11 protein-coding genes are annotated in these 14259 nt (G+C 35.3%); 2 read left to right on the plus strand and 9 right to left on the minus strand.

The window, feature by feature from the left end:
* Positions 1–68: 68 nt before the first annotated feature.
* From lpdA to NKG37_RS22930, 4 genes are all read right to left on the minus strand, one after another.
* Positions 69–1493: a dihydrolipoyl dehydrogenase gene (lpdA, locus tag NKG37_RS22915; RefSeq protein WP_254415386.1), complete on the minus strand. Its 1425-nt coding sequence runs from the start codon at positions 1491–1493 to the stop codon at positions 69–71.
* Positions 1477–2586 (minus strand): butyrate kinase, encoded by a 1110-nt coding sequence (gene buk, locus NKG37_RS22920; protein ID WP_101730902.1) that lies wholly within the window; start codon positions 2584–2586, stop codon positions 1477–1479. The genes lpdA and buk overlap by 17 nt, the downstream gene beginning before the upstream one ends.
* 20 nt (positions 2587–2606) lie before the next feature.
* Positions 2607–4214, minus strand: coding sequence for a sigma-54-dependent Fis family transcriptional regulator (locus NKG37_RS22925; protein WP_016203253.1), 1608 nt, complete (start codon positions 4212–4214; stop codon positions 2607–2609).
* Positions 4215–4918: 704 nt separating this feature from the next.
* Positions 4919–5641 carry a glycerophosphodiester phosphodiesterase gene (locus NKG37_RS22930; protein ID WP_254415387.1) on the minus strand — a complete coding sequence of 241 codons (723 nt, stop codon included), beginning with the start codon at positions 5639–5641 and terminating at the stop codon, positions 4919–4921.
* Positions 5642–5980: 339 nt separating this feature from the next.
* Between NKG37_RS22930 and NKG37_RS22935 the strand changes: the two genes are divergently transcribed.
* The gene (locus tag NKG37_RS22935; RefSeq protein ID WP_254414795.1) at positions 5981–7168 is read left to right on the plus strand and encodes an IS4 family transposase; all 1188 of its coding nucleotides are present in this window, start codon (positions 5981–5983) and stop codon (positions 7166–7168) included.
* A gap of 431 nt (positions 7169–7599) precedes the next feature.
* Here the strand turns inward: NKG37_RS22935 and tnpA are convergent, their stop codons facing one another.
* The 3 genes from tnpA to spo0A all read right to left on the minus strand — a co-directional run bounded on the left by tnpA (position 7600) and on the right by spo0A (position 9566).
* Entirely contained in the window at positions 7600–8067 is a 468-nt protein-coding gene (gene tnpA, locus NKG37_RS22940; protein WP_100525941.1) for an IS200/IS605 family transposase, read from the minus strand.
* A gap of 186 nt (positions 8068–8253) precedes the next feature.
* Complete coding sequence (locus tag NKG37_RS22945) at positions 8254–8454, minus strand: cold-shock protein (RefSeq protein WP_016203255.1); 201 nt, start codon at positions 8452–8454, stop codon at positions 8254–8256.
* A 326-nt stretch (positions 8455–8780) separates the two neighbouring features.
* Positions 8781–9566 (minus strand): sporulation transcription factor Spo0A, encoded by a 786-nt coding sequence (gene spo0A, locus NKG37_RS22950; protein WP_016203256.1) that lies wholly within the window; start codon positions 9564–9566, stop codon positions 8781–8783.
* A 495-nt stretch (positions 9567–10061) separates the two neighbouring features.
* Between spo0A and NKG37_RS22955 the strand changes: the two genes are divergently transcribed.
* Complete coding sequence (locus NKG37_RS22955; protein WP_016203257.1) at positions 10062–10979, plus strand: 1,4-dihydroxy-2-naphthoate polyprenyltransferase; 918 nt, start codon at positions 10062–10064, stop codon at positions 10977–10979.
* A gap of 71 nt (positions 10980–11050) precedes the next feature.
* On the opposite strand, the gene spoIVB is transcribed toward NKG37_RS22955, so the two are convergent.
* Positions 11051–12343 (minus strand): SpoIVB peptidase, encoded by a 1293-nt coding sequence (gene spoIVB, locus NKG37_RS22960; protein WP_016203258.1) that lies wholly within the window; start codon positions 12341–12343, stop codon positions 11051–11053.
* Between the two features lie 213 nt (positions 12344–12556).
* Positions 12557–14245: a DNA repair protein RecN gene (gene recN / locus NKG37_RS22965; protein WP_224427518.1), complete on the minus strand. Its 1689-nt coding sequence runs from the start codon at positions 14243–14245 to the stop codon at positions 12557–12559.
* Positions 14246–14259: the final 14 nt, after the last annotated feature.

Genomic DNA, 14259 nt, shown 5'->3' on the forward strand with positions numbered 1-14259 from the left:
ATTATTACCTCCTAATTGATTCATCTTTGTTCCCCCTATATTAAAATGAACATTTTTCAACTTTTTTACTAGCTATGAATGGCTTTGCCCTCAACTGCAAGGGCTGCTTCCCCAATTGCTTCCGTTAAACTTGGATGAGGATGAATTGTATTACTAATTTCCCACGCAGTTGCATCTAGTACTTTTGCAAGAGCTGCTTCTGCAATAAGGTCTGTTGCATGTGCTCCAATAATGTGAACACCTAATAGATCATCTGTCTCTTGATCTGTAATTATTTTTACAAAGCCATCTTGCTCCCCGTAAATAAGTGCTTTGCCAATGGCTTTGAAAGAAAACTTTCCTTTTTTAATCGTAAATCCAAGCGCAATAGCTTCCTCTTCTGTATAACCAACACTAGAAATCTCTGGACTTGTATAGATGCATTTGGAAACTGTTTTATAATCGAGCGGCTGTGGATTTTCGCCTGCAATATGTTCTACGGCAATAATCCCTTCATGTGAGGCAACATGTGCTAGTTGCAATCCTCCAATACAATCTCCAATTGCGTAAATATGCGATTCTTTTGTTTGATAGTATTTATTTGTTTCAATTACATTATTAGCAACTGCAATTTCAGTATTTTCAAGACCAATTCCTTCCACATTTCCGATGCGTCCTACAGATACAAGCAGTTTATCACCTTCAAACGTCTGTATATCACCATTTTTTTCTGCTTGAATAGTTACACTAGATGAATTTTTCTGGACGGTGTCTGCTAATACCTTCGCACCTGTAACAATCTTGATCCCTTTTTTCTTTAGGATTCGTTGTAATTCTTTACTTATTTCCTTATCTTCTGTTGGCACCAATCGATCGCTATATTCTAAAATAGTTACTTTCACATCAAAATCAGCAAGCATAGAAGCCCATTCAACCCCTATTACTCCCCCACCAACGATAATAATGGATTTAGGAAGTTCTTCCATTTGTAATGCTTCCTCAGAACTAATGACAGTCGAACCATCAATCTCTAATCCTGGTAAGGTTTTCGGTCTAGAGCCTGTTGCGATGATTACATTTTTCGGGATCAACATTTCGTTTTCTTCTCCATTATTCATTTCAACGGAGATCGTTCCTGGCATTGGAGAAAAAATAGATGGTCCCATTATTCTTCCATTTCCTTCATAAACATCAATTTTCCCTTTTTTCATTAAATATTGCACACCGCTATGAAGCTGGCTTATGATGCTTGATTTTCTTTCTTGCACTCGATTAAAGTCCAATCGTATATCTGATGTAATAATCCCAAATTCTTCACTTTTTTTTACTGTTGCATAAACTTCTGCACTTCTTAATAGTGCTTTGCTCGGAATGCAACCATTATGTAAACATGTACCACCTAATTTTCCTTTTTCAACAACTGCTGTTTTTAAACCTAATTGGGAAGCGCGAATCGCTGCTACATAACCACCAGTTCCTCCGCCTAGAATGACAAGATCATATTCCTTTGCCATTATCTTCACACTCCTCTCTATCTCCATACTCTTTTGGTATTTCTTCCTTACGTAATACTCGTAAAACTCCTTCTGCCAATGATTGTCGCTCATTTTCACCTGGATATACCATTATATCTGCAATCCAACTAACACGTTCCATAATTAATTTTACAAAAAGGTTACTAAACGCAAGTTCACCTGTTAAAATAATTGCATCTACTTTCCCAAATAACACTGCACTGGCACTACCAATTTCCTTAGCAACCTGATAGGCCAATGCTTCAAAAATTAGATAGTTAGGATTGTCTGGATTTTGAAGCTCTTCTTCTATTTGAAGGGAACGTGGTTTGTCAAGATAAGCCATTACCCCTGAATGATACAACAATTGTTGCTTCATCTCTTTATACGTAAATTCTCCAGAGTAGCATAAATCTACTAAATCACCATGAGGCAGTGTCCCAGAGCGTTCCATACTAAATGGTCCTTCTCCATTTAATCCATTATTCACATCAATTACTTTTCCATTTGAATGTGCACCAATCGTAATCCCGTCCCCAAGATGAGCGATGATTAGCTTCACTTTCTCATACTTTTTGCCAAGCTCCATCGCTGCGCGTCTGCCAGTTGCTTTATGATTAAGTGCATGAAAAACACTTTTTCTTGTAATTTTTGGATAGCCAGAAATTTTAGCAATGTTGTCCATTTCATCGACGACGACTGGATCAACTATATAGGAAGGAATTTCTAAATGCTCTGCAATTTCATAAGCAATAAGAGCTCCCAAGTTTGATGGATGTTCACCTCTTGTTTGTCCAAGTAAATCATTACGCATAGCAGCATTGATTATATAGGTACCTCCATCGATTGGTTTAAGTAACCCCCCTCTACCACACACAGCAGCTAGCTTGGAAAGATTAATTCCTTTATCCACTAGATATAAGAGAATTTCATTTGTTCGGAACTTATATTGAGAAACAATTGATGAGAATTCTCGTATTTTTTCGGAATCATGATGCAAATCTTCTATAATAATTGGAACCTGGTTTTCATATAGAGCGATTTCTGTTACTAATGACCTTGGGTTTATTACCAATATACGATATCTACTCATCTTAAAAACCCCTAGAAAAATTAATTTAAGTGATACTTATCTAATTTATAATATAAATTTCGGACAGAAAGCCCTAATGTTTTAGCCGTTAATGTTTTGTTTCCCTCTAACTTTCTTAACGTTTTTTCTATAATTACTTTCTCGTATTTTTCAACTAACTCAGATAGTGGTTGATCCACATCATCTGTGGTATCTTCCAGTTCGATTGGTTGTTCCTTTTTTTCTCCTGAATGAAAAAGATGCTCCAATTTTAGCACTGTCTCTTCTTCCTGAACCCTTACGACTGCAAGCTGTAAAATTGCTTTTAATTCTAGTGCATTGCTCGTATAAGAATAAGATTCTAATGCTTTTTGCGCTTCTAAATCGATTTCTTGTATCCATCTGTCACTTTCTTGATTTAGCTCCATGAGAAAATACTTAGATAATGGATAAATATCTTCTTTACGCTCGCTTAAAGGTGGTAAATAAATATTCGTTTTCATTAACTCATCATACAGCTCTTCTAAAAATACCCCAGCGATTAAGGCTTTTTCTAACTTGATAGGAGATGAAATGATCAGGCGAAAAGACGCCTGCTTCTCGCCCTTTCCAAATTCCCTTAGTTTTTCTAAAAGCAATGTTTGTTCATCGATCGATAAATAAGTGACATTTTCTAAGTAAATTGTTCCTTTATATTTTGTACAATTAGTGCTTAGAAACTTATTCAGTTGTGCTTGATTTCTTTTTGGGTGGATACGTTTAAAAAGTTTAAACTTATTTTCACTCCAATTGTGAATAGCATTGGCAAGCATAAACTTGCCAGTACCTTCCTCACCTCTAATAAATATGACACGTTTAGTTGCAGCTGCTAGCTTTGCCTGCTCGATGGCAAACTTCATAAACGGTGATTGATATATAAAATCGTCAAATTGATAGTTATGTTCCAACCCTCGGATAATTGCTTTTGTTTGTTGAAGCTCTTTTTTTAAATAGACAGTTTCTGTTTTATTTTTAATAATTTGCAGACAGCCTTTTAATTTGCCATCGACTATTATAGGTGTACTTTTTATCGAAAGACACAAGGTGTCTGTATTAAGTGTTATCTCCGCATCCCGTCTTGTTTGAAAAACTTCTTCTCTATTCTTTATTACTGATTCATGTTGTTCTTGGTCAACTACAGAAATCAAACCATCGTATGATGGATTTTGCATAATAACAAGACCTTGCTCATCGACTATTACATAAGCCTCTGCACTTTTTTGCAAAATTAGCATTAACAACATTTGAATATTGTCATCATCTAACCATTCTCTTTTTTGACTAGCTTCTTGCAATACTGCAACAGCACCAATTATTTGATTTTCTTTATCTTTAAGTGGATAACGAGAAATCAAAAGATAATCTGTGTCAGAAATTGCAAACATTTTCTGTTCTTCTTTTCTTTTTGTATGTAAAACTCTCATCATTCCACTGTTAGGAATAATGGATAAAATATGCTGATCTATTTGAAGATGATATTGCTTTTGCACCATTCTTTCAGCACTTTGGTTGAAATAGCAGATGACTCCATGATTATCCACAAGGATAATCCCTTCCTTCAATTCATCAAAAAGGGTATAAGAGGTTGACTGTATTGTTCGATCGATCATTAGCACACTTCCTATCATCCGTGCAATTTATTTCATATCTATACTATACCTATCTCTTCGTTATTATGCAATTTTTTTCCCGTTTTCATTTTTTTCTGAAAAAAGGGACGAGCTTATGACTTCTCTGGATGAGAGCGATCATCTTAAAAGATAAAAAAACTATTCCAGTCAAACATAGACCCAAACGATTATAAGAACATGCTAATGAAGGGCTCGTATAGTCGTTTGGGCTTTTTTATTCGTTTTCAAAAAGGATGTTTCATGAGGTTTGTTGCTATTTACCCGCAACCTAAATACACTTCGCTTTCCTTGGGGCTCCCGCTGAGCCGCTTCGGCCCTTGGCCTGCAGGGTCTCAGCTGTCTCGCTAATCCCACCGGAGTCTACGTGTATTTAGGCTGCTCCATTTTCCAATCTATTTCATTTTTTTCTTGGTAAAATAATTAGGTTTTAGAAAATAGCCTTTAAAAACGAAGTGAAATGAAGTGTCTATAGCGTAATGGAACGAACTAGTTCTTACACTTTATTTTATTTAAAAACAAATAAAATAAAGTATGCGAAAGCAACCTATATTTACTAGCTAAATGAGAGAATATTTGTCTTAACAGCGTATCTATTTTGTTAAATCCCAACCTCATAAATTCAAAAACAAAGGTCTCCCCTATCTTTCTAATGGCTTTAGAAGGATAGGGGAGACCTTTGTTCTTTATAACTGTGTTAAAATTTCTCGTGCGATTATTGGCTCATCTGTAATAATTGCTGATATTCCTTCCTTCATAAGTGCTCTCATCGTTTTCGAATTATTTACAGTGTAGGCTCTTACTTTTATATTATTCGATTCAGAAGCTCTGATTATTTCTCCGTTTAATCGTTTATAATTTGGATGAAAACCTTTGGCATTTATAGCATTGGCATAAATCCATGGCTGATAGATACCATCTGACAATAGCGGAGCCGTTTCTATTTCTGGAGCAATGCGATAACTATGAACGAGACTATAATGATTAAAGGAAGAAAAAATGATCCGTTTTTCAAATCCATATTGTCTGATGAGATTAATTGTTTTTTCTTCCATTCCCTCATAGGAAATCTTATTATTCTTCATTTCAATATTACAGATTATTGAATTCCCCTGCATCCATTCAAACAACTCACTTAACGTTGGAATAGTTTCTTTATTACTATACTTAAATCGATGTCCTGCATTTAACGCTCTTAATTCTTTATAACTCAATTGTTGCACAAAACCTGAGCCGTTAGTCGTTCGATCAACTTTTTCGTCATGGATGATAACAATTTCCCCATCCTTAGTCATTTGAATATCTATCTCTATTCCATCAGCCTTTGCCTTTTCTGCTTCTACAAAAGCTATCATTGTATTCTCAGGATAATTTGCCGAAAAACCTCTATGTGCAAATATTTTCGTCATATGAATTCACATCCTTATGTAAAACTTCCTTTTATTAGCAATAGAATATTCATTTGTATTGCTAATAAAGCGAAACTTCCATCAGTGGGGGTTTTCCCCAATGTCATAAACCTAAATTGTAAAAATATGTAAATATTAAAAAAGATTCATAAAATTGTTGTATAAAATTGAAAAAACCCCTTGACTTTTCAGAAACACCTCCATAATCAGCGTGAATACCAGTTCTTGGTATATCTCGTACGAAATGGGGTTTTTTTGTTGAAAAAAAGCAAGTTTTTAGAAGCGATTGAAGTATGTAGGGAGGTATTGTACGATTTCCATTTCATGTGCGATTCCCGCATGAAATCAACCTACTTTACACGTAAAGGAGGCAAATTGACTTTCCCAGAAACAATTTTGTTTGTGCTAAATCTAGTAACGAGAAGCTTGCAGATTGAGTTGAATGACTTTTTTGAGTTGATTAAAAAAGAAGGAGAAATTATAAGTAAACAGGGATTTTCACAAGCGCGAAAAAAAATAAAACCAGAAGCCTTCAAGACGTTATTTGACACCATTACGACGTGGTTTTATCAGACAAATAACTCCTTTAAATATAAGGGCTTCCGGTTATATGCGATTGATGCGTCTATCATAGAAATAGCCAATTCCCAAAGGCTAAGAGATACCTTCGGCGCATCAAAGGGCAATGGCAAGGAACTTGCCAGAGCCATGGTATCTACTATTTATGATATCGGAAATGATTTATTTGTAAAGGGGATAATCACAAAATGTACAGATAGCGAGCGCACAGTAGCGATAGAATTAATTGATAGTTTCCTAGAACTGCGTTCTAACCACGACCTTTTTCTTTTTGACCGTGGGTATCCATCTCAATATTTCTTTCACTATCTTTTGAAGAATAAAGTGAATTTTGTTGTTAGAACGCCAGTTAATTTTTACCGAGCCGCTATAAAAGAAGGGATCCCTGATCAGGTCATTGAACTCAAGTATAAAAGCAACGTCATGCGTTTGCGTGCGGTCCGTATCCCATTAGGCTCTGGAGAAGATGAATTACTTATAACGAATATATTAGATGAGTCTTTTGATATTCCGGCTTTTAAAGAGTTGTACTTTAAACGATGGTCAATCGAAACAAAATACGATGTCTTAAAAAACAAAATACAGATTGAAAGATTCTCAGGCGAAACAAAACAGACGATTGAACAAGAGTTTTATGCTGCTTTATTTTTAAGCAACATGGCTTCCCTACTAAAGCATGAGTCAGATGTGATCATCGCCGAGGATCAGAAGGATAAAGACTTAAAGCACAAATATAAAACTAACACCAATATTTTAATTGGCGCACTAAAAGATAAGCTCATTTGTTTAATCATTGAACCAAGTCAAAGGCGAAGAAAAAAGATGTATAAAGACCTACTGAACGAAGTTCAGCGAAATAGAGTCCCAATTAGACCTGGAAGGAAATTTAAACGTTCCAGAGGGCTAAATGCGAATAAACATGGATTTGGACAACGACCAGCTATCTAACAAAACGAACAAATAGGAAAATCAGGGAAATGCCAAAAAAATTAAATAGGCACTTCCCGGGCATCCTATTGGCTTTTTTAGTTATCAGAATATTATAAACATCAATTTTGGTTTACCACTGGTAATTACTGGTTTCTTAACTTGATGACATTGGGGTTTTCCCTCCTCCCCCCACTGATGGTTAGTTGAACCAATCAGACCTTTATGGACAGTTGATCTCTCACCTAGCTTCCTAGTATTCTCATAAGCTTGAGGGGTGGAGTCTTACTCTCCGTTAAGAGTGGAATAAATGATAATCAAAACCACCAGTGTGAACTGGTGGTTTGCTCTGCGGCTAAAAGCCTCTCTTACCGGCCTCGGCCTTAAAGGCCCACTGAAAAGGTTTCCCTTCTGCACCACATTCACTCACCAATTCTAAAGAATTTCTTTATTTACTTCCGATTTTTCTCACCCGTGAACGGATCGAATTCTTCGAACAAAGTTAGCTGATCAGCCATATAATCTTCTTTCAGCTGATTTCTTATATATTCTTGTATTTGTTTCTTATTTCTCCCCACGGTATCAACGTAGAAACCACGACACCAAAATTTACGATTCCCATAGCGATATTTCAAATTCGCATGTCGATCAAATATCATCAGGCTACTTTTTCCTTTTAGGTAACCCATGAACTGCGATACACTTAATTTTGGTGGAATACTAACCAACATATGGATATGATCCGGACAGGCATTTGCTTCATGTATAATGACACCTTTTCTTTCACATAGCTCTCTTATGATTTGTCCTATACTCTTTTTGTATTTGCCATAAATAATTTGCCTTCTGTATTTTGGGGCAAAGACTATGTGATACTTACAATTCCATGTTGTATGTGCTAAACTGTTCATGTCCTTCATAAGGGCATACCTCCTTCTTGCGTGAGATAAAGTGGTCGGGAAACCAACTTTATCCTACCATGAAAGGAGGTTTTTTTGTTACCTCGCTATAAGCTCTCCGGAACCCCCGGCATAGCCAGGGGTTTTCGAAACCATCAAAAAAAACAGGCTCCAACATATGTCAGAGCCTGTATCGTTTTTGTTAAATTAGTTTTTTACTACGTTAGCAGCTTGAGGTCCGCGTTGACCTTCTTCAATGTCAAAGCTTACTTCTTGACCTTCATCTAAAGTTTTGAAACCTTCAGTTTGAATAGCGCTGAAATGTACGAATACATCTTGTCCTTCTGCTGTTTCGATGAATCCAAAACCTTTTTCTGCGTTAAACCATTTTACTTTACCTGTAGCCATTTCTTGTTTCCTCCTATGTGCTTAATGCACAAATGTATTACTATCCTTGCTCGTAGTAAAAAATAAAGAAATATGTAAATCTCAACTATTTTCTAAAGAACAAAAATAAGTCTCCTTAATATTAACAGGTTCATCTACAGAAAGCAAACCTTTAAGAATAAATTTTTCAATTTTTTAAAATAAATTCCTTATTTTGGATTTATCACAATTAATTACGCTTCAAAGATTTGCCTCTTAAGATTAAATAAAGGCTTTCTTGGTATCATTTCAATCATACCAAAACAGCAAACGTCATTTTGGTATGTTTGAAAACTTTCCTAACCCTCTCAAGAAGCCTTATGTTCCAACCTTAATTTATCTGCTACAATTGCGATAAACTCAGAGTTTGTTGGTTTTGCTTTAGACATGCTTACCGTGTAGCCGAATAAGGAAGAAATGGAATCGATATTTCCTCTGCTCCACGCTACTTCAATTGCATGACGAATTGCACGTTCCACACGGCTTGCCGTTGTATTAAATTTTTTAGCGATATCCGGATACAATACTTTTGTGATCGATCCTAATAATTCAATATCATTATAAACCATGGAAATAGCTTCGCGTAAATAAAGGTAGCCTTTAATATGAGCAGGTACACCAATCTCATGAATGATACTCGTAATGCTTGCATCTAAATTCTTCGTTTTTGGTTCTTGGTGTGTTTTGAAAGATGTAGAAGACTTTCTCACAAATCCAGTTGTTTTACCGCTTACTTGGCGAATATGGCTTGCTAAATAATCCATATCAAACGGTTTTAAAATGAAATAAGAGGCCCCTAATTCAACGGCTTTTTTCGTAACATCCTCTTGGCCAAAAGCTGTTAACATTATCACGTTAGGCATAGGTTTATTCATCTGGCGCATTCTTTCTAGTACAGCTAGACCGTCTAAATGAGGCATAATGATATCGAGAACCATAACATCTGGTTCTAACTGTTCCATTAATTCCAGACACTCTTGCCCATTATGTGCAACTCCAATTACTTCCATGTCAGCTTGAGCATCTATATACTCTTCCAATAATCCAACTAGTTCTCGATTGTCATCCACAATACAAACTTTTATCTTTTTCAACGATTGTTTCCTCCCTCAATCCAAATGTCTCTATTTTATCTATATTTTTATTCTAAAGGACATTTTCGACAAAGCAACCAAAAATCCTTTAATTTTATAAAAAAAACTTAAAAAATAGGAAAAACCCTATTATTTCTCTCATTTTCTCATGTTTTCGACCGATTTCGATATATTTCACTCGTTTGTCGAAAAATCTTTATCTTTATATTATTATTATACATTACCTAGTAGAGAAGAAAAAGAACATAGGAAAATTAACTTCCATTTACCCAAACACTTCTTTTTCTGGAAGAAAAAATTATGACTTTTTTATGAATATTTTCTTGTTGGAAGATTACTTTATACGGTATTATTAAAGTTGGGCAAAAGATGCACTTATTTTTTGATTCCAATAAATGTGTCTAGAACAGATTAAACATTAAGCACATTTTTTACTTATCAGCTATAAAATAGTCGTGCTTTTATCATTTTCCCAGAGATAGAAAGGATATTTTTATGGAGAACGTCACAAACGAAGAAAAACCAACTTATAAAATACTGTGGAAGCTAACAAGGCCTCATACGCTAACAGCTTCTTTTGTACCCGTTTCAATTGGTACAGTATTATCTTTCCCTCATGCCTCTACAAAATGGGGTTTATTTTTTGCCATGATGTTTGCTTGTTTGATTATTCAAATAGCAACTAACTTATTTAATGAGTACTATGATTATATAAGGGGTATAGATACGGCAGATTCTGTAGGAATAGGCGGAGCTATTGTTCATCATGGAATGAAACCGAAATTAGTATTAAATATGGCCATTTCCTTATACGTTATTGCACTGCTTTTAGGTATATATATTTGTTCTAATACTTCTTGGTGGATTGCATTAGTCGGCTTGTTGGGCATGGCTATTGGATATTTATATACGGGTGGACCGCTACCGATAGCCTATACACCATTTGGAGAAGTATTTTCTGGCATCTGTATGGGATGTATTTTTATCCTTATTTCTTTCTACATTCAAACTAGTGTCATCAGTCAAGAAAGTATCCTTATTTCTGTACCAATCGCAATTCTTATTGGCGCCATTAATTTATCAAATAATATTAGAGACATTGAAGAGGATACATTAGGTGGCAGAAAAACGATTGCTATTCTAATCGGCTTTAACAAAGCAGTCAACCTCCTTGCGGCATTATTTATATTATCTTATCTTTGGATCGTTATCTTCGTGGCTTTTGGCATTTTCAGTCCATGGCTCTTAATTGTATTGCTAAGTTTCAAGAAGCCTCTTGAAGCAATCAAAGGCTTTAGAGGGGATCGAAGCCAAACACCAATTGCCATGAAAAATACCGGATTGACAAATACTATGTTCGGATTATTTATTACAGTTGGCTACTTGTTAGATTTCATCATGCAAAACATGTAAAAAGTAGGTACATTTAAAATGTAGCATGTAAAAGGATTGTCGATTAATCCTTTTACATGCTACGTTTTTATTTATGACGCTTTTTGTCCTTTTTCGTAAATATCAATTCCTGCCTCATTTAACATCCATTCAATATGCACTCCGTATCCGCTTGTCGGATCATTTACAAATACATGTGTCACTGCACCTATAACCTTTCCATCTTGAATGATTGGACTACCACTCATTCCTTGTACAATCCCGCCTGTTTTGCTCAATAATTCTTTATCTGTCACTTTAATGACTAATCCTTTTGTAGCAGGATACTTTTGCGGAACAGAGCTTACCACTTCTATATCAAATAGCTTCACCTGATCATTATCTACAACCGTCAATATTTGTGCTGGTCCTTCTTTTACTTGGTCTGATAATGTAATTGGCATCGGCTTATCCATTATTCCATTTTTAATTTCTTTATTTAATTCACCAAATATTCCAAAAGGACTATTTGTTTTAATATCCCCGATTACTTCTTTATCTTCTGAGAATCTTGCTAATTTTTCACCAGGATTCCCATTGCTTCCTTTTTCGATACTTGTGACCGTTGATCGTAATACTTCTCCATCATCCACAACAATTGGTTTTTTTGTATCCATATCTGATATTACGTGTCCTAATGCACCATATTTCATCGAATCTGGGTGATAAAAAGTCATCGTTCCAATCCCTGCTGCTGAATCCCTTATATATAATCCTAATTTAAACGCGTTATCCCCTTTTTCTTTTAGCGGCATTAACTTTGTTTTAAACTCTTCTTTCTCTCTTTTTATTTTTAAATCTAATGGTTTATTTTCTTCGCCTGCTTTTTGAACAAATGGTGCTACATCTGCCATTTTCTCGATTTTCTTTCCATTTATTTCTACAATCATATCGCCAACTTTAATCCCTGCTTTTTCACCAGGTGATTGCTTGCCTTCTTCGGTGTTAACCTGATGGTGCCCTACCACCAATACGCCAACTGTATTTAGTTTTACCCCGATGGATTGGCCACCAGGAATTACTTTAAAATCCTTTAAAACATTCACATCCACTTTTTTTATCGGAAAACCTGCAAGCTCAAGCATCATCTCGTCTTTCCCACTAACTTTTCCTTGCAAAGAAAGTTTTCCTTTTTCTTGACTTAATGCAACAACCGAATCTTCGTCTGCTACATTTGCTGTCACAGAAATCGCCTCACTATTGTTGATTGCCACTGATTGTCCTTCAAACAATGTAATGCTCTTTGGGATATGAAGATATTCTTGAAATGATTGATTACATACTAACGATATTAATGAAACAAGGAGAATCCCACCAATTATTTTTCTAAGGATATCACTTTTCAATTCACTTCACTCTCCTCGCTTCTTTTCACCACTACTTCTCCGGCTACATTTATAAGTTTGCCTGTTACGGCCTCATTTATAACTGTTAAAAATTTTTAATACATACCCATATTGGATAAACTTTGAAATTTATCTCTATCGTGTTAGGTATATCTAGACAATTATTCAAAAGAATAAAATAAACCTCTGCACATATACAGAGGTTTTACGTGTCTATATTTTATTCTTGGCTTTTTGCGCTAATTTTAACAGCTCTTTTGCATGTTTTTTTGTTAATTCCGTTATTTCTGTTCCAGAAATCATTCGTCCAATCTCTTTTATCTTTTCTTGTTGTACTAATGGTGTTACCGAGCTAGAGGTTCTTCCATCCTCAATTTTTTTCGCAATGAATAAATGCGTATCAGCCATTGCAGCAACTTGCGGTAAGTGAGATATGCAAAGCACTTGAGAATCAACGGAAACATGATGAATTTTTTCAGCAATAGCTTGAGCGACTCTTCCACTTACCCCAGTATCTACCTCATCAAATATAATGGATGTAACGCCTTGATGTTTAGAAAAAATGCTTTTTAATGCAAGCATCATTCTCGATAATTCACCGCCAGAAACGATTTTCGATAGTGGTTTTAACGGTTCTCCTGGGTTAGTGGATATATAAAATTCGACTACATCAATTCCTTTTTTAGTGACATTGTTCTCATCCGCATGGATTCTAACCTCAAAAATGGTCTTTTCCATGTAAAGTTCTTTTAATTCTTGATGAATACTATCTGTTAAACGGACAGCAGCTTTTCTTCTTAAGGTATTCAATTCCTTCGCTTCCACTAAAAGATCTTTTTTCAGAGAAGCTAGCTCACGCTCCAATAAATCAATATGAGTTTCTTTATTTTGTAATGTTTCTAATTCTTCTTCTATTTTAGCAGCATACTCTAAAATATCTGTTACGGTTGTTCCATATTTCCGCTTTAATGTATTGATTTCATTGAGCCTTGTTTCAATCTCATTCAATCTTTTAGGATCGTATTCCAAGTAATCTAAAGCACTTCGCAGCTGTCTTGCAATATCCTCTAAAATATAATAGCTATTTGAAACAGATTCAGCCATATCTTTGTACTCGGTATCAAGGCTTGCAGCTTCTTCCATATTACCCATTACCTCACCAAGCCAATCCAAGCCCTTTTGCTCTCCTCTAAGAGCGTTATAACCTGTCTGGATGCTATCATAAATTTTCTCAAAATTACTTAATTTTTTTCTTTCTTCCATTAGCTCTTCATCTTCGTTTATTTTTAAATGAGCGCTTTCGATTTCATTAAACTGAAATTGCAATAAATCTAGTCTTTGAGCCATTTGTTGCTCATTTTCCGTTAAATTCATTAATTTTTTTTGCGTTTGGTTATAGGAACGGTAGACTTCCCCGTATTCTTCCAGAACAGGGGCTAATTCTCCCATTGCAAAAGTATCCAGCAAATGTAAGTGTTTCGTTTCATCCATTAATTCCTGATGTTCATGCTGTCCATGAATATCTATTAAGGTTGAACCTATTTCACGTAGGACAGCAATTGTGATAAGCTTCCCATTAATCCGACAAACACTTTTGCCAGACAAAGCAATATCTCTTCTTAACACAATGGTGCCTTCGTCTATATCTATGCCAAATTCATCCATTTTCCGAAAGCATGGATGACCATCTTCAATATAAAATAGCCCCTCAATTTCCGCCTTTTCTTCCCCATGACGAACAAATTCAGCTGAACCACGACCACCAACTAATAAATTTATAGCATCAATAATAATTGACTTTCCCGCACCAGTTTCACCTGTAAGCACAGAAAGTCCCTTTTTAAAAGAAATGGATAGACTATCTATGATTGCGAAATTTTTAATCGATAATTCACTTAGCAATTATTGTCCCCCCA

This window comes from Niallia sp. RD1 (assembly GCF_024219955.1).
Lineage (GTDB): Bacteria > Bacillota > Bacilli > Bacillales > Cytobacillaceae > Niallia > Niallia alba.

Excerpts from the sequence above, each read along its gene's own strand:
- lpdA (WP_254415386.1), bottom strand. The coding sequence starts at position 1,493 with ATGGCAAAGGAATATGATCTTGTCATTCTAGGCGGAGGAACTGGTGGT.
- buk (WP_101730902.1), bottom strand. The coding sequence starts at position 2,586 with ATGAGTAGATATCGTATATTGGTAATAAACCCAAGGTCATTAGTAACA.
- NKG37_RS22925 (WP_016203253.1), bottom strand. The coding sequence starts at position 4,214 with ATGATCGATCGAACAATACAGTCAACCTCTTATACCCTTTTTGATGAA.
- NKG37_RS22930 (WP_254415387.1), bottom strand. The coding sequence starts at position 5,641 with ATGACGAAAATATTTGCACATAGAGGTTTTTCGGCAAATTATCCTGAG.
- NKG37_RS22935 (WP_254414795.1), top strand. The coding sequence starts at position 5,981 with ATGAAATCAACCTACTTTACACGTAAAGGAGGCAAATTGACTTTCCCA.
- tnpA (WP_100525941.1), bottom strand. The coding sequence starts at position 8,067 with ATGAAGGACATGAACAGTTTAGCACATACAACATGGAATTGTAAGTAT.
- NKG37_RS22945 (WP_016203255.1), bottom strand. The coding sequence starts at position 8,454 with ATGGCTACAGGTAAAGTAAAATGGTTTAACGCAGAAAAAGGTTTTGGA.
- NKG37_RS22955 (WP_016203257.1), top strand. The coding sequence starts at position 10,062 with ATGGAGAACGTCACAAACGAAGAAAAACCAACTTATAAAATACTGTGG.